Origin of the sequence: Labrys okinawensis (assembly GCF_047345005.1) — a bacterium.
In the GTDB taxonomy this organism is placed as follows: Bacteria; Pseudomonadota; Alphaproteobacteria; order Rhizobiales; family Labraceae; genus Labrys; species Labrys okinawensis.
The window spans coordinates 4,225,960-4,250,936 of the sequence record NZ_CP178864.1; the positions used below are offsets into that span (position 1 = coordinate 4,225,960).

The 24,977-nt window shown below is 63.8% G+C and carries 23 protein-coding genes; 17 read left to right on the top strand and 6 right to left on the bottom strand.

Annotated features, from left to right (window positions below; genetic code table 11):
- The first annotated feature begins 29 nt into the window (after positions 1–29).
- The 5 genes from ACMDCR_RS19775 (at position 30) to ACMDCR_RS19795 (ending at position 4,953) form a co-directional block, all read left to right on the top strand.
- Positions 30–1,007, top strand: a complete 978-nt coding sequence (locus ACMDCR_RS19775) for an ABC transporter substrate-binding protein (protein WP_413988255.1) — start codon at positions 30–32, stop codon at positions 1,005–1,007.
- Between the two features lie 178 nt (positions 1,008–1,185).
- The gene (locus tag ACMDCR_RS19780) at positions 1,186–2,226 is read left to right on the top strand and encodes an ABC transporter permease subunit (protein WP_413988256.1); all 1,041 of its coding nucleotides are present in this window, start codon (positions 1,186–1,188) and stop codon (positions 2,224–2,226) included.
- Entirely contained in the window at positions 2,223–2,966 is a 744-nt protein-coding gene (locus ACMDCR_RS19785) for an ATP-binding cassette domain-containing protein (protein WP_413988257.1), read from the top strand. The genes ACMDCR_RS19780 and ACMDCR_RS19785 overlap by 4 nt, the downstream gene beginning before the upstream one ends.
- Before the next feature lie 145 nt (positions 2,967–3,111).
- Positions 3,112–3,978 carry a helix-turn-helix domain-containing protein gene (locus tag ACMDCR_RS19790; protein ID WP_413988258.1) on the top strand — a complete coding sequence of 289 codons (867 nt, stop codon included), beginning with the start codon at positions 3,112–3,114 and terminating at the stop codon, positions 3,976–3,978.
- Between the two features lie 87 nt (positions 3,979–4,065).
- Entirely contained in the window at positions 4,066–4,953 is an 888-nt protein-coding gene (locus tag ACMDCR_RS19795) for an NAD(P)H-binding protein (RefSeq protein WP_413988259.1), read from the top strand.
- A 45-nt stretch (positions 4,954–4,998) separates the two neighbouring features.
- Here ACMDCR_RS19795 and ACMDCR_RS19800 read toward each other — a convergent pair whose 3' ends face one another.
- Positions 4,999–6,027, bottom strand: coding sequence for a LacI family DNA-binding transcriptional regulator (locus ACMDCR_RS19800; protein ID WP_413993672.1), 1,029 nt, complete (start codon positions 6,025–6,027; stop codon positions 4,999–5,001).
- Between the two features lie 280 nt (positions 6,028–6,307).
- Between ACMDCR_RS19800 and ACMDCR_RS19805 the strand changes: the two genes are divergently transcribed.
- The 5 genes from ACMDCR_RS19805 (at position 6,308) to ACMDCR_RS19825 (ending at position 11,614) form a co-directional block, all read left to right on the top strand.
- The gene (locus tag ACMDCR_RS19805) at positions 6,308–7,399 is read left to right on the top strand and encodes a Gfo/Idh/MocA family protein (protein WP_413988260.1); all 1,092 of its coding nucleotides are present in this window, start codon (positions 6,308–6,310) and stop codon (positions 7,397–7,399) included.
- 36 nt (positions 7,400–7,435) lie between these two features.
- On the top strand, positions 7,436–8,350 hold the full coding sequence (locus ACMDCR_RS19810) for a sugar phosphate isomerase/epimerase family protein (RefSeq protein WP_413988261.1): 915 nt from the start codon (positions 7,436–7,438) through the stop codon (positions 8,348–8,350).
- A 21-nt stretch (positions 8,351–8,371) separates the two neighbouring features.
- The gene (locus tag ACMDCR_RS19815) at positions 8,372–9,553 is read left to right on the top strand and encodes an aldose 1-epimerase family protein (RefSeq protein ID WP_413993673.1); all 1,182 of its coding nucleotides are present in this window, start codon (positions 8,372–8,374) and stop codon (positions 9,551–9,553) included.
- A gap of 161 nt (positions 9,554–9,714) precedes the next feature.
- The gene (locus tag ACMDCR_RS19820) at positions 9,715–10,806 is read left to right on the top strand and encodes a fatty acid desaturase family protein (protein ID WP_413993674.1); all 1,092 of its coding nucleotides are present in this window, start codon (positions 9,715–9,717) and stop codon (positions 10,804–10,806) included.
- A 10-nt stretch (positions 10,807–10,816) separates the two neighbouring features.
- Entirely contained in the window at positions 10,817–11,614 is a 798-nt protein-coding gene (locus ACMDCR_RS19825) for a 3-methyl-2-oxobutanoate hydroxymethyltransferase (RefSeq protein WP_413988262.1), read from the top strand.
- A gap of 195 nt (positions 11,615–11,809) precedes the next feature.
- Here ACMDCR_RS19825 and ACMDCR_RS19830 read toward each other — a convergent pair whose 3' ends face one another.
- Positions 11,810–13,075 carry an AGE family epimerase/isomerase gene (locus ACMDCR_RS19830; RefSeq protein WP_413988263.1) on the bottom strand — a complete coding sequence of 422 codons (1,266 nt, stop codon included), beginning with the start codon at positions 13,073–13,075 and terminating at the stop codon, positions 11,810–11,812.
- Positions 13,076–13,293: 218 nt separating this feature from the next.
- On the opposite strand from ACMDCR_RS19830, the gene ACMDCR_RS19835 reads away from it, so the two are divergent.
- Positions 13,294–13,734 carry a MarR family winged helix-turn-helix transcriptional regulator gene (locus ACMDCR_RS19835; RefSeq protein ID WP_413988264.1) on the top strand — a complete coding sequence of 147 codons (441 nt, stop codon included), beginning with the start codon at positions 13,294–13,296 and terminating at the stop codon, positions 13,732–13,734.
- On the top strand, positions 13,731–15,227 hold the full coding sequence (locus tag ACMDCR_RS19840) for an MDR family MFS transporter (RefSeq protein ID WP_413988265.1): 1,497 nt from the start codon (positions 13,731–13,733) through the stop codon (positions 15,225–15,227). Before ACMDCR_RS19835 ends, ACMDCR_RS19840 begins: the two co-directional genes overlap by 4 nt.
- Before the next feature lie 116 nt (positions 15,228–15,343).
- Here ACMDCR_RS19840 and eno read toward each other — a convergent pair whose 3' ends face one another.
- Together eno and ACMDCR_RS19850 are read right to left on the bottom strand one after the other, a co-directional pair.
- Positions 15,344–16,630 (bottom strand): phosphopyruvate hydratase, encoded by a 1,287-nt coding sequence (gene eno / locus ACMDCR_RS19845; protein WP_413988266.1) that lies wholly within the window; start codon positions 16,628–16,630, stop codon positions 15,344–15,346.
- Positions 16,627–17,616 carry an aminoglycoside phosphotransferase family protein gene (locus tag ACMDCR_RS19850; RefSeq protein WP_413988267.1) on the bottom strand — a complete coding sequence of 330 codons (990 nt, stop codon included), beginning with the start codon at positions 17,614–17,616 and terminating at the stop codon, positions 16,627–16,629. The genes eno and ACMDCR_RS19850 overlap by 4 nt, the downstream gene beginning before the upstream one ends.
- Before the next feature lie 169 nt (positions 17,617–17,785).
- Here ACMDCR_RS19850 and ACMDCR_RS19855 point away from each other — a divergent pair, with 169 nt between their 5' ends.
- On the top strand, positions 17,786–18,616 hold the full coding sequence (locus ACMDCR_RS19855; protein ID WP_413988268.1) for a DeoR/GlpR family DNA-binding transcription regulator: 831 nt from the start codon (positions 17,786–17,788) through the stop codon (positions 18,614–18,616).
- A gap of 70 nt (positions 18,617–18,686) precedes the next feature.
- On the opposite strand, the gene ACMDCR_RS19860 is transcribed toward ACMDCR_RS19855, so the two are convergent.
- On the bottom strand, positions 18,687–19,682 hold the full coding sequence (locus ACMDCR_RS19860; protein WP_413988269.1) for a zinc-dependent alcohol dehydrogenase family protein: 996 nt from the start codon (positions 19,680–19,682) through the stop codon (positions 18,687–18,689).
- A 108-nt stretch (positions 19,683–19,790) separates the two neighbouring features.
- Between ACMDCR_RS19860 and ACMDCR_RS19865 the strand changes: the two genes are divergently transcribed.
- The 3 genes from ACMDCR_RS19865 to ACMDCR_RS19875 all read left to right on the top strand — a co-directional run bounded on the left by ACMDCR_RS19865 (position 19,791) and on the right by ACMDCR_RS19875 (position 22,891).
- Positions 19,791–20,684 (top strand): LysR family transcriptional regulator, encoded by an 894-nt coding sequence (locus tag ACMDCR_RS19865; RefSeq protein WP_413988270.1) that lies wholly within the window; start codon positions 19,791–19,793, stop codon positions 20,682–20,684.
- Between the two features lie 118 nt (positions 20,685–20,802).
- Entirely contained in the window at positions 20,803–21,858 is a 1,056-nt protein-coding gene (locus ACMDCR_RS19870) for a hypothetical protein (RefSeq protein ID WP_413988271.1), read from the top strand.
- 214 nt (positions 21,859–22,072) lie between these two features.
- Positions 22,073–22,891: a DeoR/GlpR family DNA-binding transcription regulator gene (locus tag ACMDCR_RS19875; protein ID WP_413988272.1), complete on the top strand. Its 819-nt coding sequence runs from the start codon at positions 22,073–22,075 to the stop codon at positions 22,889–22,891.
- Positions 22,892–22,997: 106 nt separating this feature from the next.
- Here ACMDCR_RS19875 and ACMDCR_RS19880 read toward each other — a convergent pair whose 3' ends face one another.
- Positions 22,998–23,900 (bottom strand): LysR family transcriptional regulator, encoded by a 903-nt coding sequence (locus ACMDCR_RS19880; RefSeq protein WP_413988273.1) that lies wholly within the window; start codon positions 23,898–23,900, stop codon positions 22,998–23,000.
- 299 nt (positions 23,901–24,199) lie between these two features.
- Here ACMDCR_RS19880 and wrbA point away from each other — a divergent pair, with 299 nt between their 5' ends.
- A complete protein-coding gene (gene wrbA / locus ACMDCR_RS19885; protein ID WP_413988274.1) occupies positions 24,200–24,832 on the top strand; it encodes an NAD(P)H:quinone oxidoreductase in 633 nt (210 codons plus the stop codon).
- Positions 24,833–24,977: the final 145 nt, after the last annotated feature.

A 24,977-nucleotide genomic window follows, 5' to 3' on the forward strand; every position in this document is an offset into this window, starting at 1 on the left:
CCGAACGAACAGCAAACAGAGGAAACGACATGAGGAAGTTGCTCACCGCCCTCGCGGCCCTTGCCATCGGCGTCGGCGTGCTTGCCGTGCCCGCGCAGGCTCAGGACAAGAAATTCACCATCGCCCTCATTCCGGGCCTGACCACGGACGCCTTCTACATCACCATGCGCAAGGGTGCCGAGGCTGCCGCCAAGGCGGTCGGCGCCGAACTCGTGTTTCAGGGTGCGCCAGATTTCAACCCGGTAACCCAGACGCCGGTGCTCGATGCCGTGATCGCCCGCAAGCCTGACGCGATCCTGATCGCCCCCACCGACAAGGTGCAGCTGGTGCAGCCCTTGAAGAAGGCCGTCGATGCCGGCATTCCCGTCATCACCGTCGACACCTTCATCGGCACCGGCCAGTACCAGACCGGCTCGGGCGACGCCGATTTCCCGCTGTCCTACGTCGCCTCTGACAATCTGCTCGGCGGCCGCATGGCTGCTGACGCCCTCGCCAAGGCAATCGGTGGCAAGGGCAAGGTCTATGTCTCCAACGTGAAGCCCGGCGTATCCACCACCGACCAGCGCGAGGAAGGCTTCAAGGAAGAGATGAAGAAGTATCCTGATATCACTGTCCTGGAGACACAATTCAACGACGATGACGCCAACAAGGCAGCTTCGCAGTTCCAGTCCGTCTATGCCCGCAATTCCGATCTCGCCGGCGTCTTCGGCGCCAACCTGTTCTCGGCTCTCGGCGCCGCCAATGGCGTGCAGCAGGCCGGCCAGAGCGGCAAGATCCGCGTTGCCGCCTTCGACGCACCCACCTCGATCGTCGACAACATCAAGTCCGGTCTCGTCGATATCGCCATCGCGCAGCATCCGGCCGAGATCGGCTATTTCGGCGTGATGGCCGCCTACGCCCATCTCACCGGCCAGTCGATTCCGACCTCCATCGGTACCGGCTTCACCGAGATGGACAAGTCCAACGTCGACCAGCCAGAAGTAGCACGCTTCATCTACCAGAACTGAGCCAGGCGTGCCGGTCTCCCGGGCGGCTCGATTGAGGGCCGTCATTGGGAGCCCGGCGCCAATTTCGACAAAGTGCCGGCCCTCTCAGCCATTGCCCGAACTTTCGGTCACGCTTTGAAGACCTGCACACCACGCGCCGCCCATCCGGCGTCTTCTTCCTGTTTCCAACGGAGCGGCCATGTCGTCAGCCCCCTCATCTCTGACCCAAGGGTCGCAGCCCGCCTCAGGTCCTCATCCTCTGCTTCTGCGCATCGCGGAACTGAGGGCTTGGCTCTTTCTCGTCCTGCTGCTGGTCTTCTTCGAACTATGGGCCCGTATCGCCTATGGTTCGACCTTCGTGTTCTCGCTCTCGACCATGCAGTCGATCTCGATCTATACGGTTGCTCCTCTCCTGCTCGCCCTCGGCTCGACCTTCGTGATCATCTCCGGCGGCATCGACCTGTCGATCGGCTTCATCATGGGCCTGTCGGCCGTGGTCGCGGCCCACGCCGTCAACATGCTGGGTGGCGTCATGCCCCTGTTTCCCGCCATGTTGATCGGCGGCGTGGTGGGTGTGGCGGTCGCCATAATTCCGGGCATCATCAACGGCCTGCTGATCTCGAAACTGCGGGTGCCCCCTTTCATCGGCACGCTGGGTATGTATGGCGTGGCACGCGGCGTCGCCTTCCTGCTGGCCGGCGGAACCACGGTGCCGGTGTCGAATGCCTGGTTCTCCGCGCTCGGCAATGGCCGCTTCTATGGGCTGCCGGTGGTGGTGATCGTGACCGTGATCTTCCTGCTGGTGATGCATTACATCCTGTCGCAGACCCGCTTCGGCCAGCACACCTACGCCATCGGCGCCAGCGAGCAAGCGGCTCTGCGGGCCGGCATCAATGTCGGCTGGCACACACAGAAACTTTATATGCTCTCGGCGATTTGCGCCGGCATCGGCGGCGTGCTCTACGCCGCCCGTTTCACCGCCGGCGCGGCGCAGGCCGGTGAGCCGCTGCTGCTCGACTCGATCGCCGCGGTGGTGATCGGCGGCGCCAGCCTGTTCGGCGGCTCGGGCTCGATCCTGGGTACGCTGGCGGGCTCCCTCGTCATCGCCGTCATCCAGTTCGGCCTCGTCTATATCAATGTCGAACCGTTCTGGCAGTTCGTCTCGGTCGGCGTCGTCATCATCGTCTCGGTGCTGGTAGACCAGGCCCAGCGCAGCATCTCGGGAGGACGCCGTCCATGAACACCCAGCCTCTTCTCGAAGTTCGCGACATCACCAAGCGCTTCGGCGGCGTTACCGCGCTCAATGGCGTCTCGATGACGCTGTTTCCCGGCGAGGTCGTAGCCCTGGCAGGCGACAACGGCGCCGGCAAGTCGACCCTGATCAAGACGATCTCGGGCGTTTATCACGCCGATACGGGCGAGATTCGCCTCAATGGCGAGGCAGTAAAGTTCGCGACGCCGGAGGCTGCCCGCGGCCATGGCATCGAGACGATCTACCAGGACCTGGCGCTCGCCGACAATCTCTCCATCGGCGCCAACATCTTCCTCGGCCGCGAACCGATGCGCAAGGCATTCGGCTTCCTGCCGGTGCTCGACCGCGCCAAGATGGCCGAGGCGGCGAAGGAAACCATGGCGCGGCTCGACTTCCACGTGACGCGCCTCACGGCACCCGTCGGCAATTTTTCCGGCGGCCAACGCCAGGCCGTGGCGATCGGCCGCGCGGTGTACTGGAACGCCCAGGTCCTGATCATGGACGAGCCGACCGCGGCCCTCGGCGTGCCCGAGCAGCGCAAGGTCGTCTCGCTGATCCATACCCTGAAGGCGCAGGGCCGGGGCATCATCTTCATCTCTCATAATCTGCAGGACATCTTCGCCGTATCGGACCGCATCGTCGTTCTGCGCCGCGGCACACTGGCGGGCGAGCGCAAGATCGCCGAGACCAACCACGACGAGATCGTCAAGCTGATGGTGGGGGGATAGTTTCCCGGGGCCGCAGGCATCCTTGCCTGCCTCTTTCTTGCATGCGCCGCGGTTCCAAGATGCAGGCAAGGATGCCTGCGATCCCAGGAGGCCCCCTCGCAATAGTCCCCTCCCCCGCCTATGTTGCGGCTGAGGAGGTGGCACCATGGACCGTTACATCGGCGCCGCGCCAGCGGTGGAGCAAGCGAGCATCCTCCTGACCAGCGCCGGGAGGGGTTGGCACTCCCTCGAGGCGGAGTTCCTGAGCATACCCAGGGGCCGGCATCATGTCGCGGGCGGCGAGATGCACCGACTCGGCATCCATTTCGGCACGCCAGTGAATGCCGATTGCCGGTGCGACGGGCGGCACTCGCGGCGCATCCAGAAGCATGGCGACATCGATGTCATTCCGGCTGGCCTCGACGGCAGTTGGGAAGACGATGCCGCCTGCACAATCCTGAGGCTTCGTCTTGCGCCCGCCTTGCTGAGCAAGGTCGCCGAAGAACTCGACGGGCCTCCCGGCCGGTTCGGACTGCGGGCGGTCTTCCAGTTGCGAGATCCTCGCATTGAGGCGATTGCCACAGCGATCAAGGCTGAGCTCGAGGCCGATATCCCTTCCGATCCTCTCTACGCACAATCCCTGGGCCTGGCGCTGGCCGCACGGCTCATGGCAATCCCGGATGGACCGGACCTTTCCGAGCGGACCGGGCTCTCGTCCCGTCAGTACCACCTGCTTGCCGACTTCATCGAGAGCCATCTCGACCGATCCCTGTCCCTGGCAGAGCTTGCCCAGACCGCAGGACTCGGTCTTTCCCAACTCAAGCAGCTATTCCCCCGTAGCTTCGGCATGCCTGTGCATCAATATGTCGTGCGGCGCCGGGTGGAGCGGGCGCGGGCGCTGCTGCTGACCGGTGATATGCCGATGAGCGAAGTCGCTTTGGCGGCCGGATTCGCGCATCAGAGCCATATGGCGACGTGGATGCGCCGTCTCACCGGCATGACGCCAGGCGAAATCTTGCGCCAGCGGCTGTAACCGCGGCCGAACCTGCAACGGGCCGGCTTAATCCGAGCGACATAGTAACTGCGGTCTCGCATCCTGCCCTGAGTGAAGCTTGAGGGAATGACCATGTTTGCAATCCTGGGAGCCGCAGGAAAGGTCGGCCGGGCAACCGTCTCCGCCCTGCGTGCGACCGGCCAGCCGGTGCGGGCGATCATTCGCGATCCCTCGAAAGCGTCAGCTTTCGAGGCGCTGGGCTGCGAGGTGGCGATCGCCGATCTGCAAGATGCTGCTGCCCTGGCGAGGGCCTTCGATGGAGCAGCCTTTGTGCAGGTCATCTGCCCGCCGGCCCCAAGTGCCGAGGATGCAGGAGCGGAGATGCGCCATTCCATTGACTGCATAGCCAAAGCTCTGACGGCAGCGCGGCCTCGGGCAACCCTGGCGATCTCAGACTATGGCGCCGAGATCGGGAGCGGGACCGGCATCACCGTGCTCTTCCATGAATTGGAAGTGCAGCTCAGGGCCCTCCCGACTGAGGCCATCTTCCTGCGTTCGGCCGAGCACATGGAGAATTGGGCCCGAGTGATCCGCGTTGCGGCAGATACGGGCCGGCTGCCCAGCCTGCACCATTCTTTGAGCAAGCGCTTTCCGACAGTCTCCGCGCCCGATGTCGGTCGGATATCCGCGGAGATCCTGCTGCAGCGTCGAGACGGGGCCTCGACAGCCGATCTGTTTCATGTCGAGGGCCCGGAGCGCTATACGCCTGTAGACGTCGCGGAGGCCTTGACCACCCTGCTGAACCGCGAGGTCGTGGCCTTCGAAGTGCCACGCCACGCCTGGCACCAGACCATGCTGAGTGCCGGCCTAAGCGACAGCGGCGCAGAACTCGTGACCGAACTTTACGACGCCCATAATCGCGGCCTGATCGATTTCGAGGCAGGTGCCGGAGAGGTCTTCCATGGCACCACCAACCTTGCCCGCGCTTTCCAGGCGCTCCTCGGCGGAAGATAGAAGAATGGCTGGCTCGGGGAAGCGAAATTGGTCGCGCCCCACCCCTTACACCTCCGGGATGTTCTCCTTGAAGATCACCTGCAGGCGCGGCGGGTGTGCGATGATCGGCAGCCCGCGGATTGACTGGATCAACGTATTGAGCGCCTCTCGTGCCTCGACGCGTGGGTTCTGGTCGATCACCGCATCGAGCGTGCCGTCGAGCAGCAGCGGCTTGGTGTCCTCGGTGACCTCGTGGCCGACGAAGACCACCGAGCGCGCCCGGCCGCATTCCTTCAGCGCCTGGGCGATGCCGGAACTGCCGGCGCCGATATTGTAGATCGCCGAGAGATCGGGATGGCGCTCCAGCAGCGCCTTCGCCTCGCCATAGGCCCGCGCGCTGTCATCGCCCATCTCGCGCAGCTCGACGATCTGCAGGCCCGGATTCTCCTCGGCGAGGATGTGGCGGAAGCCCATTTCGCGCTCCTCATGGCCGCGATAGGACAGCGAGCCGGCGAACAGTGCCACCTTGCCTGACTTGCCGACACCCATGAAACGGCCGGCGAGATAGCCGGCCAGCCGCCCGGCCGCGCGGTTGTCGATCCCGATATAGGCCACGCGCGGCACGGAAAGGATGTCGGAGGCGATGGTCACGACTTTTGCCCCACCAGAGGCGAGCGAGCGGATCGCCTCGCGCACGGTGGGATGGTCGAGCGCGATGACGCCAACGCCGTTGGTGCAGCCGCGAAGGTCATAGAGCACGCGGGCAAGGTTGTCCGGCGTGAAATCCTCTACCGTCTGCACCCGGGCCTCGACGCCTGTGCGCTGGCTCGCCTGTTCCTCGATCTGGTCGCAGAGCTTGCGCATGAAGGCATTGGAGATGGAAGGCAGGATGAAGTCGAGGCGCAGGGCTGCGGCCCTGTCCGCCTCTTCGCCCTCGTCGCTGCCGCCATCGAGGACATAACCGAGGCGCTGGGCAGTATCGAGGATAATATCCCGGGTGCGGCTACGCACACCGGGCCGGCCGTTCAGGACACGATCCACCGTCGCCGACGAAAAGCCGGCCTCTCGCGCTACATCTGACAGGGTGGCACGCACGTTCAACTCGCCTTCCATATGCAGGCAGCCTGGCTGCGACCGCGCTCGTTATGATTCTGATTGAAAATGATGGGATCAGCTTCGCTCCCATGCAAGTTCCTTTCCCCTGGGTCCTCCGGTTGTTTCCTCGCCAACCGCCTGCTTCTTCTTCGCTTTCGCCCGTTAGCGAGCAGGAGTTGATCGAGAATGATTTATAATGATTTTAAATGATGTTGACATCAAACGATGCCGACATCAATATCCATCAAAATAGCAACAAACAGACCCGACGGGAGGATGGATGACGAACGCCATGCGTTTCGTGCCGGACGCGCCGGTGCGCACCAAGCGATATGCGATCGGCTGCATCGGCGCCGGCATGATCATGGCCGAGTGCCATCTGGCCGCCTATAAGGAGGCGGGCTTTCCGGTTGTCGCCATCGCCTCCCGCACTAGGACCAATGCCGAAAAGGTCGCGGCGCGCTGGGGCATTCCTACCGTTCACGCCACGCCGCAGGCCCTGATCGAGGACCCGAAGGTCGAGATCGTCGACATCGCCTTTCCACCCGACCAGCAGCCCGATCTGATCCGACATGCGCTCGGCCAGCCGCACGTCAAGGCGATCCTCGCTCAAAAACCACTCGCCCTCTCGCTCGGCGAGGCGATCAAGTTGCGCGACGAGGCCGAAGCAGCCGGCAAGATCCTCTCCGTCAACCAGAACATGCGCTACGACCAGTCGATGCGCGTGCTCAAGCAGATCCTCGACGCGGGCGAGCTCGGCGAGATCGTCTTCGCCCAGATCGACATGCATGCCATCCCGCATTGGCAGCCCTTCCTCAAAGATTATGACCGGCTGACGCTCGCCAATATGAGCGTGCACCACCTCGACGTGCTGCGCTTCCTGTTCGGCGATCCGGATGAGATCACCACGCTCACCCGCAAGGATCCACGCACTAGCTTCGACCACCAGGACGGCATCACCGTATCGACGCTGAAATTTCCTTCCGGCGTGCTGGCGCTGTCGCTCGAGGATGTCTGGTCGGGCCCGCGCCAGGAAAGCTATCGCGACGACCAGCACATCAACTGGCGGGTCGAGGGCACCGAGGGTTCGGCCAAGGGCACGATCGGCTGGCCCACGGGATCGCCTTCGACGCTCAGCTATGCCTCGGCCCGGACCACGGGCGGCGAGTGGGTGACTCCCAAATGGCAGACCATGTGGTTCCCGCACGCCTTCATCGGCGTGATGGAGCAACTCCAGCATGCGGTGGAGACTGGCACCACGCCGGCGCTTTCGGTGGCCGACAACGTCAAGACCATGGCGCTGGTGGAGGCCGGCTATCGCTCGATCGACACCGGCCGCGCCGTGCGGCTCTCGGAAATACCCATCCATTGAAGTTCAAATAATACTGATACGGGAAGGCAATCGACCATGATGCAGGCAGGCATATTCACCGGCTATTTTCCCTATGGCCTGGAGGAGACGGCGAAGAAGATCCGCTCGCTCGACTTCAACACCGTGCAGCTCGACCTGCATTTCAAGGATGTCGACCTCTCTGCGGGCCAGATCACCAAGGATAAGGCCAGGAAGGTGCGTGACACCTTCCGCGACCACCACCTGCCGGTCTGCTGCATTTCCGGCTACACCAACATCGTTCACCCGGAGAAGGCCGAACGCGAGAAGCGCGTCGGCTATCTCAAGGAAATCATCCGCAACGCGCGCCATTTCGGCTCGCCCTATGTGATCTCGGAGACCGGTACCTTCAACACCGAGTCGGACTGGGTGCACCACCCCAGGAACAAGACCGAGGAAGGCTTCGAGGAATGCCGAAAGGTGATCGCCGACCTAGCGCAGACGGCCTATGACCACGGCGCGATCTTCCTGCTCGAAACCTATGTGAACAATGTCGTCGGCTCGGTCGAAGAGACGGTGAAGATGTTCGCGCAGGTCGACCATCCCGGCCTCGGTCTCCTGATGGATCCGACCAACTATTTCGAGACCCACAACATCGACCGGATGGACCAGATCCTCAACCAGGTCTTCGACACGCTCAGCGACAGGATCCGCATCGCCCACGCCAAGGATGTAAAGCGCTCGGGCACCGACAAAAGCGAGAAACATGCCGATATCGGCGACGAGGACGCGCTTGAAAGCCACACTTTCCGCGGTGTCGGCGAGATCGAGCTGCCCGCGCCGGGCCTGGGATCTCTCAATTACGACCTCTATCTGCAGCGCCTCGCGCAGAAGCACCCCAATATTCCCGTGATCATCGAGCACCTGTCCGAGGACGACGTGCCGCGGGCGAAGAAATTCCTGGACGGCAAGTTCCGGGAGAACGGGCTGTGACATGAGAACAGCGGCGTGATCATGACGCAGCTCTACGGGCATACCCTCACCCGCCGCGAAATTGCCGAACGCGCGGGCCTGTTGTCGCAATTCGCGGGCGTGCGGCTAATGACGCTCGGCGACGGCGTCGAGCGCGGCATTCGCATGCTGGAATTCCGCACCGGCACGGGCCTGCGCTTCACCGTGCTGGTCGATCGCGCCCTCGATATCGCCGACTGCGACTACAAGGGGCAGGCGATCGGGTGGCATTCGCCTGCCGGCTTCAGGCACCCTGCCCTGCATGAGTATGAAGGCGAGAACGGCCTCGCCTGGGCGCGTTCCTTCTCCGGCCTGCTGGTGACATGCGGTCTCGACCATATCCTCGGCCCGGAGGAAACCCCGGCTGACAATTACAACTATCCCGGCAAGAGAAGCGTCTGCCATTCCCTGCATGGCCGCATCAGCACCATCCCGGCCCGCCTCACCGGCTATGGCGAGACCTGGATCGGCGATCGGTGCGTGCTCTGGGCCGAGGGCGTCGTGCAGCAATCGGCCGTGTTTGGCGAAAACCTGCATCTCCTGCGCCGCATCGAGGCCGATGTCGGCGGCAACGAGATCCGTATCGGCGACCGCGTCGTCAATCAGGGCTTTCGCCGCACGCCGCATATGTATTTCTACCACATCAATATCGGCCATCCCGTGCTCGATCAGGGCTCGCGCTATCTGGCGCCGATCCGGGATGTGGCCTGGGCGGCGCATGCCGGCGAGGCCTATCGCAGACAGGACGTCGGCTATCACACGGTCCCTGCCCCACAGGCCGCCTTCCGCGAACAGGTCTGGCAGCACACGCTGGCCGCCGACGCGGCCGGCGAGCAGCCGGTCGCCCTCGTCAACGATCGTCTCGGCATCGGCCTGATTGTTGTGACGCGCCGCGACCAGCTGCCCTGCCTCTACCAATGGCAGAACTTCCAGGCCGGCGAATATGTGCTCGGCATCGAGCCCTCGAGCCATCATGTCCTAGGCGATCTCGCCGCCCGCGAGCGCGGCGAGATGATCTGGCTGGAGCACGGCGAGGGCCGCGACTATCAAGCACGTTTCCAGATCCTCGAGGGCGCCGCCGAGATTGCAGCAGCGGAAAGCAGAATCTCCGCCATCGCGAGGCAGCCGGTCGAGGACTTCCCGGAACCGTCAGGGCGGTTTCCCACGCTGGAGGGGCGATCGTGAGATGGGTCGGTCAAACATGGAGTGGCGGTCTCGGACCGCCATCTTCCCTTGCCGGCAAATGCTCTCGTTTCCGAGAATGGCGGTTGGAAACCGCCACTCCAACTTGGTGCTTCCGGCGAGATTCTGACGTAGGAAAGACAGGTTAGGCGAACGGTATGACCATGGCGACGATGGAAAAGAAGCGGGACTACAGTCTGGTCGGTGAGAGCACGCGACGGGCCATCGAGACCGGCCTGGCCTCGGCCGAATGGTATCACACCGATGTGTCCCGCAAGGTCATGAAGGAGCTGATGCAGCGCTCGGACGCGCCGGCGATCCGCGATACCATCATCTGGATTGCCGCCATCCTCCTGTCGGCTGCTGGTGGCATCTGGTACTGGGGAAGCTGGTGGTGCGTTCCCTTCTTCTTCGTCTATGGCGTGCTCTACGGCTCCTCCAGCGACTCGCGCTGGCACGAATGCGGCCATGGCACCGCCTTCCGCACGCGCTGGATGAACGACGTGATCTATGAGATCGCTAGCTTCATGCTGATGCGTAACCCCGTCACCTGGCGCTGGAGCCACGCGCGCCACCACACGGACACCATCATCGTCGGCCGCGACGCCGAAATCGCCGTGATGCGCCCGCCGGACCTCATCCGCCTGGTGCTGAACTTCGCCGGCATTATCGATGTCTGGTACTCGCTGATCGCCCTCGGCCGCAACGCGCTGGGCACGCTGACGCCGGACGAGCAGAGCTTCATCCCCGAGGCAGAACGCTACAAGGCAGTGACCGCGGCGCGCTGGCACATGGCGATCTATTTCACCGCCATCGTCGCGGCGCTGGCCACATGGTCGTGGCTGCCGCTGATGCTGATCGGCCTGCCGCGCCTCTATGGGTGCTGGCACATGGTGATGACAGGCCTGCTCCAGCACATCGGCCTCGCCGACAATGTGACGGACCACCGGCTCAACAGCCGCACCGTCTACATGAACCCGGTCAGCCGTTTCATCTACTGGAACATGAACTACCATGTGGAGCACCACATGTTCCCCATGGTGCCGTATCACGCCTTGCCAAAGCTGCATGAACTGATCAAGCATGACCTGCCCGAGCCGAATCCCTCGATATGGCATGCCTATCGCGAGGCCTTCCCGGTCGTGCTGCGGCAATTGCGCAACGAGGACTTTTACCTCAGGCGCGAACTGCCGCCGACCGCGCGGCCTTATCGCGCTGAATTCCATGATTTGAATGCGGCTGCAGCCGCCGAGTAAGGACCAGAGAATGCCCCGCAAGAGACCCACGGTTGCCGACCTGCGCGCCATCAAGGGCAAGAAGCAGTTGACCATGCTCCGCGTGCTGACGCTCGAGGAAGCGGAGGCTGCCGAGCGGGCAGGCGTCGACATCGTCTCCATCCCACCTGAGCTGATGCTCAATCCCCAATATCGCGACGCCGCGCCGAGCCTGTTCTCGATGCCGGGTGACAATTTCTACGAGATCGGCACCGCCGACGATTTCGTGCGTTGGGCCTTTCGCCTGTACAAGGCCGGCGCCGACGCCGTCTATTGCAGTGCCTCCTATGCCACGGTGAAGCGCATGGCGGACGAGGCGATCCCGGTCATCGGCCATGTCGGCCTCATCCCCTCGCGCAAGACCTGGACCGGCGGCTTCAAGGCCGTGGGCAAGACGGCCGAGACGGCCTTGCAGGTCTTCGAGGCGGTAAAGCAGCTCGAAGCCGCCGGGGCTTTCGGAGCGGAGATCGAGGTGGTGCCGGCGGAGGTGGCCGAGGCCATTTCGCAGCGCACCTCGCTGTTCCTGCTCTCGATGGGCGCCGGCACCGGTTGCGATGCACAATATCTCTTCGCCGAGGACATCCTCGGCACCAATCGTGGCCACATGCCGAGGCATTCCAAGGTCTACCGCAACTTTGCAGCCGAGTATGAGCGGCTGCAGGCCGAACGGGTTGCGGCGTTTTCCGAGTTCGTGGCGGACGTGAACTCGATGGCCTATCCGGAAGAAAAGCACATCGTGCGCATGCCACCGGGGGAGCTGAAGGCCTTCATGGCGAAGATCGGCAGTTAGCTTTCCTGGGATCGCAGGTATCCCTGCCTGCTCCTGGAAGCGGCGCGTTCTTCGAGAGAGGCAGAGGCAGGCGAGATGCCAGCGGTCCCAGGAGCGCCTGCGCCATGCGCTTTGGAGTGGCGGTCTCTGACCGCCATGGGAAACGTAGCGTCCGCAGGACAAGACGATGGCGGTAGGAGACCGCCACTCCTGCCCCTACAGCTTCACGCCCGTTTCGATCAGCCCGCGCGTGATGCTGCCCGTCGTCGGCAGGAGCGGGATCAGGCAGGCCTGTAGAGCGTGGTAGATGTCCACTTTGCCGTAGAACGGGCCGGTATTGGGCAGGAGGTCCTCGCTGAGCTGCGGGAACCAGCCGCCATAGTCCTTGTCGATGAGACGGGCTGCGCTGAAGTTCCAGATGTTGCGGTACCATTCCTCGAAAAAGGCATCGCCGTCGATGGCGTTGAGGAAGGCGGCGGCGCCGATGCCCTCGCAGCAGGGCCACCAGTAGCGGTCGCGGATGCGCGCCTTGCCCGTCCAGTCGAGCGTATAATAGAAGCCGCCCTTCTCATGGTCCCAGCCGTCCTTGACGGCCTGGCGGAAGAGGTTCTTGGAGGCATCCGGCAGCCAGGAGAGCCTGCGTCCGCCGAGTTCCCAGAGCTGCAGCAGCAGGCGAGCCCATTCGAGCCAATGGCCCGGCGTGGTGCCATAGGGGCGGAAGACCGGGCTGCCCGAATATTCCTTGTCGAGCTTCCAATCTTGCGTGAAATGCTCGGCCACATGCCAATTGTTCTCGGCGGCATGACGGCGGATGATCAGGTCGGCGATGCGCTCGGCCTTGCGCAGATAGTCGTTGTCGGCGGTGGCCTCGAAGGCCGCCATCAGAGCCTCGGTCAGGTGCATGTTGGAGTTCTGGCCGCGATATTTGTCAAAGGGCTGCCAGTCGCGAGTGAACTCCTCCGCCGTGGCGCCCGGCTCCTCCTCCCAGAAGCGCTCGGCCAGCACGGTGGAGATATCGGCGAGCAGGCGGTCGGCATCAGGATGGCCGGCAACCTTGGCGCTGGAGGCAGCCAGCAGCACAAAGGCGTGGCCATAAGCCTGCTTGGTGTCGTCGGTCGGCTCCTGATAGCCGACGCCCCAGAAATAACCGCCCTTGTCCTTGTCGCGATGGCCGTTCCAGATGAAGTCCATGCCATGGTCGATCATCACGTCGGCGCCCGGCCTGCCCATCAGATGGGCGACGGCGAAGCAATGCACCATGCGCGTGGTAGAGTGGATCTGCCGCCCCGGTTTGCTGCCGGGAGGCTTGCCAGGGGCGAAAGGCTTGCATTGCATGTCGAGGTCGTAGAAGCCGCCCGCCGGGTTGAGGCTGTTGCGCTCGAACACGTCGAACAACGTTTCCGCTTGCTGCAGCAGCCAGGCGCGATGGCTCGTCAGCGTCACCCATTTCGGCGTGGCGACGGCGGGAACGGTGGACTTCATGGCACTCTCCTTGGGCTGCTTTTATTTCCGGCACTTGATAGAGCATGGCAGGTGCCAGCGCCACCGATTGGTAAGAGGAATCAAGACGCGCCGGCTTTGATGCACCTGCGCGACGTAACCCCTCATCGATGCCCTTCCCAGACCATGGATGCGTTGCTCTTGCATTCGCGCTTCACGATCCATATAGATAGGTAGCCTATCTATATGGATCGATTTCGATGACCTCCCCTTCAGACGACGCCCTCGCACTTGCCGACGAGATGCGCCCCGTCCTGCAGCGCCTCTATCGGCGCTTTCGCCGCGAGAAAGAGGACATGGACCTGGGCATCTCGCCGATCCAGCGCCTGCTTCTGGCGACGATTGCCGAAAAGCCAGGTCTCGGCGTCGGGGAATTGGCGAAGCACGAGAGGCTGCGCGGCCCCACCATCAGCGGCCACGTCAAGTCGCTTGAGGCGGCCGGATTTATTACGCGTCTCGCCCTGGATCCCGTCGACCGCCGCCGCTCCAGTCTCTTTCTCACCGACAAGAGCCGTGACCTCCTCGAGGAGGTCCGCAAGCGCCGGCGCGACTGGCTGGCCGGCCAGATCGACCGCCTGACACCGCAGGGGCGCGACGCCATCCGCGCCGCCCTCGCCCCGCTCGATGAGATCGGCCAATGAGCATGCAAGCCGAAACTGCCGCCGGAAGCGCCGATCGCAACCGGGAGATCCGCCTGGTCTTTCTCGGCCTGATGATCGTGATGGGTCTCAGCGCCATCGACCAGAGCATCGTCGCCACCGCCCTGCCGCGCATCGTCGCTGATCTCGGCGGCGTCAGCCACCTGTCCTGGGTGGTCACGGCCTATGTGCTGGCCTCCACCGCCACGATGCCGCTCTATGGCAAGCTCAGCGACCAGTATGGCCGCAAGCCGATGCTCTATGCGGCCATCCTCACCTTCCTGCTCGGCTCGGTGCTCTGCGGCCTTTCGCAGGACCTGTTCCAGCTCATCCTCTTCCGCGCCATCCAGGGCCTCGGTGCCGGCGGCCTCCTGCCGCTCGCCCAGATCGTCATCGGTGACCTCGTCACCCCCGCCGAACGCGGCAGGCGCCAGGGCATGATCGCGGCCGTCTTCGCCGTGTGCAGCGTGCTCGGGCCGGTGCTGGGCGGCGTGATCACCGACCTTCTCTCCTGGCACTGGATATTCTATGTCAACCTGCCGGTAGGCGCCGTCGGCATGGCCGTGATCGCCCGCGCCCTCAAGCATACCCCGCCCCACCATGCCCGCCGCATCGACTACCTCGGCTCGGCCTTGCTTACCATAGCCACCACCGCCTTCCTGTTGGTGCTGGCGCTCGGCGGCACGACCTGGCCCTGGAGTTCGCCGGAGCTGGTCGGCACCGCCGCACTTGCCTTTGTCATCACGGCACTGTTCATCCGCCATGTACGCCGCGTGCCCGAACCGGTGCTGCCGCTAGACCTTTTCCGCAACAGGCTCTTCGTCATCGCCAGCGTGGTGATGGCGCTCACCTTTGTCGGCCTGATGGGCTCAAGCGTTTTCTTCCCGCTGTTCTTCCAGGTGGTGATGGGCGTCACGCCCTCGCATTCGGGCTTCCTGACCGGCACGCTGATGATCGGCCTCGTCTGCTCGTCCATGCTGAACGGACGCGTGCTGATGAAATATGGCCGCTACAAGCCGGCGCAGGTGGCGGGGTTGACGCTTGCCGTCATCGCCTTCGCCGTGCTCGCCTGGGCCGCCGCCATGGCGCAGAGCCTGTTCGTGATCGAACCCGCCATGATCGCCCTCGGCTTCGGCCTCGGCCTGGTGATGCCCAACATGACCATCGCCGTGCAGAACGCCCTGCCGCTCGCCCACCGGGGCGTGGGCACCGCCACGCTCTCCTTCTTCCGATCGCTCGGCGGCCTCCTTGGCGTCACCGGCTCCGGCGCCATCCTGACCGCCCAACTGCACGGCGCAGCAAGTGACATTGCCACCTCCGCCGATACCGGCCTGCAGACCTTTTCGAAGCTTGCGCCGACCATGCAGGGCGAGATCATCGATCTCTACCGCCACGCCATTGCCATGACCTTCATCAGCGGCGTGTGCATCGTGGCGGCGGCGCTGATTGTGCTGCTGTTCCTGCCGGAATTACCGCTCGAGGGAAGGAAGGCGTAAATCTGGGGTGCGCGGACGTCCTCGTTCGCGCTTCCTCGCTCGTAGAACGATACGTTTCCGAGAGCGGATCGTCCGACACTCTCTTGAGTGTCGAAGGTACGTCCGCGCTCCCAGCATCATCGCCGGAACGGCATCGTATCCAGCCCTGCGAACTTCGCATTGCCCCCCAGCGCTTCCTCGATCCTCAGCACCTCGTTCCACTTCGCCATGCGCTCGGAACGGGCGAAGGAGCCGACCTTGAGCTGGCCGGCGTGCCACCCGATGGCGAGGTGGGCGATGGCGACATCTTCCGTCTCGCCCGAGCGGGCGGAGACGATGGTGCCGAAGCCGGCGCGGCGGCCGGCCTCGCAGGCGGCCTTCGCCTCGGAAACCGTACCGGCCTGGTTGACCTTGACCAGCACGGCATTGACTGATCGATCCAGAACCGCTTTCTCGACCAGCGCGGCGTTGGTCACCAGGAAATCGTCGCCGATGACCTGGATATGGTCGCCGACGGCGGCAGTGAAGCGCCTGAGCCCCTCGGCATCATCCTCTGCAAAAGGATCTTCGATGGAGAGAATGGGATAGCGTTCGCACCAGCCGAGCAGGTATTCGGCCATGCCGTCACGGTCGAGTTCGCGCTTTTCGAGGCCGAGCACGTAGCGGCCATTCTTGCCGAATTCGGACGCGGCGATATCGAGCGAGATAGCGGCCTCCTCGCCGGGCGTGAAGCCGGCGTGCTCGATGGCAAGCACCAGCGTATCAAGCGCCTCCTCATTGGAGGAAAAGGCAGGCCACCAGCCGCCTTCATCCGCCACGCCCTGCAGCAGGCCGCGCTCGGCCATGATCCTGCCGGCGGCGATATAGACCTCGGCGGTGACTTCCAGTGCCTCGGCGAAGCTTTTCGCCTTCGGTGCAATCACCATGAAGTCCTGGATGTCGGTGCGCCTTCCGGCATGGGCACCGCCACCGAAGATCTGGATCTCCGGCAACGGTATCATCACCGCCTCCTCCCCCGCCAGATGGCGCCAGAGTGGCAAGCCACGGCTGGCGGCGGCGCCATGCAGCACCGCGAGCGAGACGGCGACTGTGGCATTGCCACCGAGACGCTCCTTGGTAGGCGTGCCGTCGAGCGCGATGAGGGCTGCATCGATACCAGCCTGGTCGAAGGGGTCGCGGCCGATGAGCAAAGGCGCGATCTCCTCGCGCACACTTGCCAGGGCGCCCTGTACGTCGAAGCCGCCAAGCGCCTTGCCGCCGTCGCGGCGATCCACGGCCTCCCGTGTACCGCGCGAGGCGCCAGCCGGGGCGATGCCGCGCGCCACCGTGCCATCGCTCAGCGTCACCTCCGCCTCGACGGTGGGCCGGCCGCGTGAATCCCAGATGCGGCGCGCGTGAAGTTTACGAATGGCGACATCGGTCATGGGTGGGTCCAGGAGTCGACGATGGAAAGGAGATCAGTGGAAGGAGCGGCGACCAGTGGAATGGCGAAGCGGCGCACTGCCTCGCGCTCCTCGTCGGCGGTCAAGTATTCGACTGGCGACTTGCCGTCGACACGCGCCAGGAACAAGGCCGGCAGCAGCGCGGCCGCGCGGCTCTCCAGCATGGCCGGCTCCTCCCAGTCGATCCCCGACCGATAAGCCTCCACCAGCGCGACAAAGGCATGACGGTAGGCCTCGCGCCCCACTCCCTTGCGGGCGCCCTTCAGCAGCAGATGGTTGAGGCAAAAGGCGAGATCGAAAGCCGGATCGCCATGGCAGGCGCATTCGGCATCGAGGAAGACAGGGCCTTCCTCCCCGCACAGGATGTTCTTCGGGCTGACGTCGCCATGCACCAGCGCCTTCTTGTTTGCGAGCGTCGCCTGTGCGATCGCCTCGAAGCGCGGCGCGAGATCGGGATGCGCCCTGCCGGTCGCGAGCAAATAGGGCTCGATGCGGATCGGCACGAAAGTGGCGTCATTGGCAAAGCGCGCCGCGATACCCGGATCCCTGGCGCTGCTGGCGTGGATAACCGCGAGATCATGGCCCACGCGCGCGGCGAAGGGCATATCCACGCGTTCCGCCAGAAGCTCATGCTTCCAGATGGGATTGTGCTCCGGCGGCAGGAACGCCATGGCGAACAGGCCGAGATCCTTATCCTCGCCGAGAACCTTCGGCACACTGCGGGGAAGCCAGTTGGAAACCTCTCGCATCCAGGCCGCCTCGGCCGCATTCCGTCCCAGCGGAGCTTGCCACACCGCCGCCACTTTCAGCCGCGCGAGCGCACGTTTGATGCAGAAGCGCCGGCTGGGTGTTTCCACAAGATGAATATCAGAAGAGACGCCGCCCGTAAGGGGCGCAAGCTGCACGGGCTCATCGCCGCCGATAAGACCCATTTTGCGCAGCGATGCGATAACTGCCTCATCCGACATCAACGTGCCTCGACACGCAGGTATTCCCTCAATGGCAAGGTATCCCCTCCTCAATTTTGAGTCCGAAAGCCAAATCGACTTTGGACACCCTCCGCCCCATTTGATTCTCAGGGTTTTATTGCGGAAAAGAAAGAAATAGGCTTTCTTTTGAGAAAGTCTAGGGAATGCCATGCAACCACCCAGCAAGAACCGCGAAGTCGAGACCGAAGCGCTGGATATCGACCGGCGGCGCGACAAGATCGCCGCGATGGTCAATGCCGAGCAATTCGCCTCGGTCCAGGACCTGGCCCGGCTGTTCGGCGTCTCGCAGGTTACCATTCGCGCCGACATCGATGCCCTCAGCAAGGAACGCAAGGGCCTCAGAAGGGTGCGGGGCGGCATCATGCGCGGCCAGGCGCCCTATGCCGAGACGCCCTATGAGGCGCGCAGCCGAGCCCAGGCCGAGGACAAGGCGGCCATCGGCCACGCAGCCGCGGCGATGGTGCATTCGAACGACACCATCCTCCTCGATGTCGGCACCACCACCATGGCCATCGCCGAGGCGCTGGTGCAGCGCACCGACCTGACCAACGTCACCGTCTTCACCAACGGCCTCAACCTTGCCTTGACGCTGGAGAGCGCTTATCCGCACATCCAGACCGTTGTGACGGGCGGGAGCCTGCGTCCGCTGCAGCATTCCCTGGTCGAGCCGATGGCTACGCTGGTGCTGGAGCGTATCCGAGCCGGCATCGCCTTCATCGGCTGCAACGGCATCGATCCCGACTTCGGCATCAGCACCACCAACCTGCCGGAAGCCGCAATCAAGCAAGTGATCATGCGCGCCGCTCTGCGTGTGGTGATCGTCGCCGACGGCAGCAAGTTCGGCCGTTCCACCCTTGCCCGCATCTGCGGCGTGGAAGAGGTCGACAGTTTCCTCACCGCCGGCCACGTCGACGCCTCCTGCGCCACGCAGTTGAAGGAGCTGGGAATCGAGGTCGTCAACGCGCGGCCGGTGGATTAAGGGGGCGGGCGAAGAACGTGAGTAGAACACAGCCCCTTCGAGCACCGCCCGGATCACCGCCGGCGGGTTCCTACTCGGCGCTTCCGATATCCACCACGAGCTTGCCCAACGCCTCGCGGTCGGCGATCAAGCGATAGGCCTCGGCGACGTTGGCGAGTGTAAACAAACGGTCGTCCAGCCTCGGCGCAAGCTTGCCTGCCTCCGCCAGCCGGGTTGCCTCGCGCAGGATGTCGCCGTGATGCTCGCGGCCCTCCCCCGTCAGGAGGGGCAGGAGCGTGAAGACGCCGGAATAGCTGGCGGCCTTGAAGGAAAGCGGCGCCAAGGCATGCGTGCCCCAGCCCAAGGCGCTGACGACATGGCCGAAACGGGCGACGGCGCTGAAAGCCGCGTCGAGGCTGGCGCCACCCACGGTGTCGTAGACGATGTCGAAGCCCCTGCCGCCGGTATGTCTATCCATGTAAGCCTCAACGCTCTCCGCTCGGTCGATCGGCGTGGCGCCCAGGCCAGCGATGAAACCGCTCTTGGAGACACTGTCCACGCCGTAGACATCGGCGCCCAAAGCCACGGCGAGTTGGATAACGATGTGACCGACGCCACCGCCGGCGCCGAGAACAACCACCTTTTGGCCGGGCTTCACCTGCGCACGATCAACCAGGCCCTCCCAGGCCGTGATGAAGATGAGCGGCAGAGCCGCCGCTTGCCGCATCGATATATTGGCGGGCTTCAGCGCCAGCAGCCGGGCGTCTGCCACCTGGTAGGATGCAAGCGAACCCTGCACCCCACCGACCCCGCCAGTCATGCCATAAACCTCATCACCGGGGCGAAAGCCGGTGACATCGGGGCCAACCGCTTCGACCAACCCCGCCATGTCAATGCCCAGCACGGCCGGAAACGGATGCCGGGCATGACCGGCGGCGCCCGCTCGGATCTTGGTGTCGAGCGGGTTCACACCGCTGGCCCTGACGCGGACAAGTACCTCGCCTGCCTTCGGCTCCGGGCGGGGCAATTCCGCGATGCGGAAATCCGCACCTGCGCTGTCGAGAACAAGGGCATTCATCAAGGTCATTACGGCTCTCCCAAATTGTGATGGGGCAAAGATGGCCCTTCGATTGCTGTCTGGGAATTAAATTAATTGTATGATATTCATGCATTTTTGTTTGAGACAATCGACACGATGGATTGGAGCGACATCCGCATTTTCCTCGCCATCGCCCGTGCCGGCACGCTGGGTGCGGCCGCACGCAGCCTCGGCCTGACCCAGCCGACCATGGGCCGGCGCCTGCGGGCTTTGGAAGAGTCGCTCGGCCATGTGCTGTTCCAGCGCACGTCAGACGGTTTCATCCTTACCGACGAAGGCAGCACCGTCCTGGCGCGGGCCGAGCGCATGGAGCAGGAAGCGCTTGGCTTGGAGCGAGAGCTTGCCGGCCAGGAACATGAACTCGAAGGCACCTTGCGCCTGTCCTGCTCGGACTGGTTCGGGCTGCACATCCTATCGCCGATCCTTGCCGATTTCTCGCTCAGCCATCCCAGGGTGGTCGTCGAACTCCTGACCGACACGCGCCTTCTCAGCCTTTCGCGCCGGGAGGCCGACCTTGCATTCCGCATCCGGCGCTTCAGCGAGCCGGATGTCGTCTCCCGCCGGCTGATGCATATCGGCTACAATCTCTACACGAGGAGCGGCACGCCTTGGCCCGCACCGGGCGATGGCGCCGGCTACCGGATCGTTACCATGGACGAAGCCTTTGCGGGTATGCCGGATGTCGAATGGCTGATGCGCACCTTTCCCAGTGCCACCATCGCCATGCGCAGCAACAGTCGCGATGTGCAGGCTACTCTCTGTGCCGGCGGCGTCGGCCTCGCAGTGCTGCCGCGCCCGCTGGGCGACGCCACGCCTGGCATCGAACGGGTCGACCTGCCGGTATCGCCGCCCGGCCGTGAAACCTGGCTCGGCTATCATCGAGACCTGCGCCGCCTGCCGCGCCTGCGCGCCCTGCTCGACATGGTGATTGCCCGCCTTGCACCGGTCGAGTCGAGCTCGCGGGACCCATCGGTCAAATTCGGTCCGTAGCGCCACTTTGCAGTGGTTTGACATCTTTTGATAGTATATGAGTGCTATTGAAATGAACGTGAATCGTCGCCCGCGAGACGCGACGACATGCCGTGACAGCCCAAGGAGCCTCTTCGCCATGGTCCATGCCGACACCCGCCTCGACCAGAAACTGCGCAATATCCGCGCCGGCAAATACAAGCCGGCCGACTTCATCATCGCCGATGCCAAGGACGCGGATATGGGCTCGGGCATCACCGGTTCCGGCTTTGCGCGCAGCGCCGATGGCGGCGTGGGGCGGCGGCGCACCCGCGCCGAGTTCCTCGACCAGATCCAGGCCATCGTCGAGCAGGATATCGTCGACATCATGCTGGTGTCGGCCTCCAATCTGGAGGCGCTGCACGAGCGTGGCGTCTTTCGTGATTCACTGGTGAAGCCGGCCATCCGCGCCAACGACACCACCGATTGCTGGGGTGGCGTACGGTACCAGGCCTATACCAAGCATCCTTCGCGCCATTTCCGCACCGCGAACATCTCCCGCGTGATGTATGGCACCAACCAGCCGGCCATCGGCGCGCCTATTGCCCTCACCGATCTCGGCCTCTATTCGGTGACGTTCATGAACGATATCGACCATGACTACGAGGCGCTCGATGCCTTCGCCGCCTTTCGCGAGGAAGCCGCCGAGAACAATTTCAAATACTTCTTCGAAGTCTTCAATCCGAATGTCGATTGCGGGCTCGATCGTGAGGCCATCGGCGAATATATCAACGACTCGATCCTGCGTTGTCTCGCCGGCGTGACCAAGGCTGATCGTCCGCAATTCCTGAAGATCGTCTATAATGGCCCGAAGGCCTTGGAAGAGCTGGCGAGCTTCGACCCCAGCCTCGTCGTCGGGGTGCTTGGCGGCGGCGCCGGCACCACCCGCGACACGTTTGAACTGCTGAGCCAGGCCGAGAAATATGGCGGCCGCGTCGCCCTGTTCGGCCGCAAGATCAACCTTGCGGAAGACCCGCTGGCGCTGCTGGTGCTGATGCGCGAAGTGGCCAGCGGCAACATCGCGCCCGAGGAAGCGGTCAAGGCCTATCACGGGGAACTGGCCAAGAGCGGCCTCAAGAGCAAGCTCAGCCTCGAGGACGACCGCCAGATCACCGAGACGGTGCTCCAGTCCGCCGCGCTGAAGAAAGCCGCCTGACCGATCTCTCAATCGGCCTGATGATCGAGGAAGGCGGATCCCGGCGGTCCGCCTTTCGCGCCTTCGGCCCTGAGTTTGGTGGGTTTTGCAACAATGTGGGCAGGTCCTGGCAGTTCCGTCAAACGCCGTCGCCTGCAATCCTGTGATCTGCTAAAGCCGTGGAAATCAGAGGCGCGGCAGAGTTTGTCCGAGGACTTTACAGGAGTTCGCCTGAATGGAAGCCTCCACCACCAAGCGTGTCGAGATCATTCCGGCCAAGAGGCGTGCAATGATCCTTGAACATCTGCGCGTAAACGGGGCCGCTTCCATACAGGAACTTGCCGACGCCATCGGCGGCTCGCAATCCACCATCCGACGTGACCTCGAACACCTTATGGAAGGCGGCTATCTCGAACGCACCCATGGCGGTGCGCTGCTCGTACCCCCGCTCCAGGCAACGTTCGAACGCGAATCCCAGATCAATGCCCATTTCCAGCGGGTCCAGAAGATCGCCATCGGCGCGGAAGCCGCGCTGCGCATCAACAACCGCGAGAGCGTGATCTTCGAGGCAAGTTCCACCGTGATGGAGGTGGTTCGCGCCACCGCCCAGCGCGATCTCTCGCTGACCGTGGTCACCAACAGCCTCGACATCGCGCAGATCAGCTCCGATGTCCCGAGCTGGCGGGTGATCATGCCCGGCGGCACCATCCGGCCCGGCGGCTGGCGCTCGCTGTGGGGAGAACCCGGGGAGAGCTTCTTCAACACGGTTCATGCCGATGTCTGCGTCACCGGGGCGTATGCCGTTACCGGCAATATCCTCACCGACGCCATGCTGGAAATCGCCTCGCTGAAGCGCAAGATGATCCAGTCCTCCCGTCGCACCATCGTGGTGGTCGACAGCTCGAAATTCTCCGCGCCATCCTTCTGCACCTTCTGCGAGCTCTCGGCCATCGACGAACTGATCACCGATGACGGCATCAGCCCCGAGCATCTGGAATCGCTGCATTCCTACGGCGTGAAGGTGACGGTGGTGCCGGTGAAGGTTGAGATCTGAGGCATTTGATTGGAGTGGCGGTCTCCGGCCGCCATTCTGGAACCGCTACACTTCCCGGACAGGAAGAAGGCGGTGGGAGACCCCCACTCCCGCCACGCCACGCCCCTCACCGCGCCGCCAGTGTTTCCTTAAGCCTGCCGAGCAGCCAGCTTGCCGCCGGCCCTGGCGGGGTCTCGGCGCGATGGATGGCCTGGAGGCGGTAGACCGCATTGTCCCAGGCGGTGATCGTCAGGCGCGCCAGCCTGCCGGCTGCGATATCTTCCCTCACCATCTCCTCGGGCATGCTGCCCCAGCCGATCCCCGCCTTGAGCAGCAGATATTTCGCGCCGAGATCGGCAAGGCGCCAGCTCTTGGCGCTGATCACCTGATAGTCCTGGCCCTCGGTGAGGCGCGATCGATCCGTCAGCACGAGCTGGATGTGCTCATGCACCTTGGCGTCGGCCTCCTCGCTCGACATGCGGGCGAGGGGATGGTTGGGACCGGCCACCGGGATAAGGCGCACGGCCCCGATCTGCCGGCGCACGATGCCGACCGTAGCGTGTTCGAGCGGCCCGCTGACGCCGATATCGGCAATGCCGTCCAGCACATGCTGGGTGACGGCGCCGAGTGCTTCCATGTGCAGGCGGAAGGCGACGGTGGGAAATTCCTCCTGGAAGGCATCGAGCGCCTGCACCAGGCTGCAGGGCGGCAGCATGACGTCGACCGTCAGCGTCACTTCCGCCTCCAGGCCCGATGTCAGCCCCCTCGCCTTGGCGATCAGACCGCCCATGCCGCGGGCCACCACCCGCGCCTCTGCGAGAATCGCCCTGCCGGCCTCCGTGAGCTGCGGCTTTCTTGTGGTGTCCCGATCGAAGAGCTCGAGCGCGAGCTGAGCCTCCAGATTGGCGATGGTGTAGCTGATCACCGAGGTCGCCCGTCCAAGGCGCTTGGCGGCAGCGGCAAAACTGCCGGCTTCGACGATGGCGAGGAAGACCTGGAGCTGGTCCAGCGTGGGCCTGGGATCTGACATATCAATTCTCTCGAACCTAATCGTCGAGATTATCCATATTTTCTCGAAGATCAATCTGCGGCATTAGAAGCGCCAAGTCAGGCAAGAGTGCAGGCCGGAGCAACGTTCCGGCCCGCGTCTCACTGCTGTCTTGTGTAGACGCAGCAATTTTCGAGCCTCTGGGCTCCAAATTCTGCTTTGCAGGTCACTTTCACATGCCCATTGCCGCCATCCTCGATCGCCTGCTTGGCAGGAAATCGTCAGGAACAGCCCCAGCCGTACCGCCTGAAATCAAATCGACTGAAGTCAAGGAATACCCTATGTCTCAGCCCAAGATTCTCATCGCCTTCTATTCGCGCTCCGGCGTCACCGAAGCCCTCGCCAATGCGGTTGCCGAAGGCGCCCGTGCAAGCGGCGCCGAGGTTCGTCTGCGCCGGGCCCGCGAAGTCGTCAGCGCCGAAGTGATGGCGCTGGCGCCCGGTTGGGCCGAACAAGCCGCTGCCCTCAACGCCAAGTATGAAGCTCCGACCGAGGCCGACGCCGAATGGGCGGACGCCATCATCTTCGGAACGCCCACCCGTTTCGGCGCCGTCACCTCCGAGCTCAAGGCCTATATCGATTCGCTCGGCGGCCTGTGGTTCCAGGGCAAGCTGAACGGCAAGGCCGGCTCGGTATTCGGCTCGTCCTCGACCCCGCATGGCGGCAATGAGTCGACCCTGATCTCGCTCTACAACCCGCTCGCCCATCTCGGCCTGATCATCGTGCCACTCGGCTATGCTGATCCGTCCCTGTTCAAGAGCGGCACGCCCTATGGCGCTTCCGCCGTCTCCGGCAATCCGCCGGCTCCGCCGACTGCCGACGACCTCGAGGTCGCCAACTTCCAGGGCCGCCGCGTCGCCTTCGTCGCCCGCGCCCTCAAGGCTGCCCATATCACCGAAACCAAGGCCTCCTGAAGGCCAAGGCTGCTGCCCCTGGAGCAAAGCGCGTCTACACGCAAACGCCCATTGCTCTAACTCCTTGTTTCAACGCGTCTTTGCGATTCTTGCCGATGCCGTCAAATCGCAAAACGCCATGGGGCGGCACCCTCTCATCAAAGGA

Coding starts and splice junctions, on each gene's coding strand:
- ACMDCR_RS19775 (WP_413988255.1), top strand. CDS start 30: ATGAGGAAGTTGCTCACCGCCCTCGCGGCCCTTGCCATCGGCGTCGGC.
- ACMDCR_RS19835 (WP_413988264.1), top strand. CDS start 13,294: ATGACCTCCCCTTCAGACGACGCCCTCGCACTTGCCGACGAGATGCGC.
- ACMDCR_RS19850 (WP_413988267.1), bottom strand. CDS start 17,616: ATGTCGGATGAGGCAGTTATCGCATCGCTGCGCAAAATGGGTCTTATC.
- ACMDCR_RS19860 (WP_413988269.1), bottom strand. CDS start 19,682: ATGACCTTGATGAATGCCCTTGTTCTCGACAGCGCAGGTGCGGATTTC.
- ACMDCR_RS19780 (WP_413988256.1), top strand. CDS start 1,186: ATGTCGTCAGCCCCCTCATCTCTGACCCAAGGGTCGCAGCCCGCCTCA.
- ACMDCR_RS19790 (WP_413988258.1), top strand. CDS start 3,112: ATGGACCGTTACATCGGCGCCGCGCCAGCGGTGGAGCAAGCGAGCATC.
- eno (WP_413988266.1), bottom strand. CDS start 16,630: ATGACCGATGTCGCCATTCGTAAACTTCACGCGCGCCGCATCTGGGAT.
- wrbA (WP_413988274.1), top strand. CDS start 24,200: ATGTCTCAGCCCAAGATTCTCATCGCCTTCTATTCGCGCTCCGGCGTC.
- ACMDCR_RS19815 (WP_413993673.1), top strand. CDS start 8,372: ATGACGCAGCTCTACGGGCATACCCTCACCCGCCGCGAAATTGCCGAA.
- ACMDCR_RS19865 (WP_413988270.1), top strand. CDS start 19,791: ATGGATTGGAGCGACATCCGCATTTTCCTCGCCATCGCCCGTGCCGGC.
- ACMDCR_RS19855 (WP_413988268.1), top strand. CDS start 17,786: ATGCAACCACCCAGCAAGAACCGCGAAGTCGAGACCGAAGCGCTGGAT.
- ACMDCR_RS19875 (WP_413988272.1), top strand. CDS start 22,073: ATGGAAGCCTCCACCACCAAGCGTGTCGAGATCATTCCGGCCAAGAGG.
- ACMDCR_RS19830 (WP_413988263.1), bottom strand. CDS start 13,075: ATGAAGTCCACCGTTCCCGCCGTCGCCACGCCGAAATGGGTGACGCTG.
- ACMDCR_RS19820 (WP_413993674.1), top strand. CDS start 9,715: ATGGCGACGATGGAAAAGAAGCGGGACTACAGTCTGGTCGGTGAGAGC.
- ACMDCR_RS19840 (WP_413988265.1), top strand. CDS start 13,731: ATGAGCATGCAAGCCGAAACTGCCGCCGGAAGCGCCGATCGCAACCGG.
- ACMDCR_RS19795 (WP_413988259.1), top strand. CDS start 4,066: ATGACCATGTTTGCAATCCTGGGAGCCGCAGGAAAGGTCGGCCGGGCA.
- ACMDCR_RS19785 (WP_413988257.1), top strand. CDS start 2,223: ATGAACACCCAGCCTCTTCTCGAAGTTCGCGACATCACCAAGCGCTTC.
- ACMDCR_RS19880 (WP_413988273.1), bottom strand. CDS start 23,900: ATGTCAGATCCCAGGCCCACGCTGGACCAGCTCCAGGTCTTCCTCGCC.
- ACMDCR_RS19810 (WP_413988261.1), top strand. CDS start 7,436: ATGATGCAGGCAGGCATATTCACCGGCTATTTTCCCTATGGCCTGGAG.
- ACMDCR_RS19825 (WP_413988262.1), top strand. CDS start 10,817: ATGCCCCGCAAGAGACCCACGGTTGCCGACCTGCGCGCCATCAAGGGC.
- ACMDCR_RS19805 (WP_413988260.1), top strand. CDS start 6,308: ATGACGAACGCCATGCGTTTCGTGCCGGACGCGCCGGTGCGCACCAAG.
- ACMDCR_RS19870 (WP_413988271.1), top strand. CDS start 20,803: ATGGTCCATGCCGACACCCGCCTCGACCAGAAACTGCGCAATATCCGC.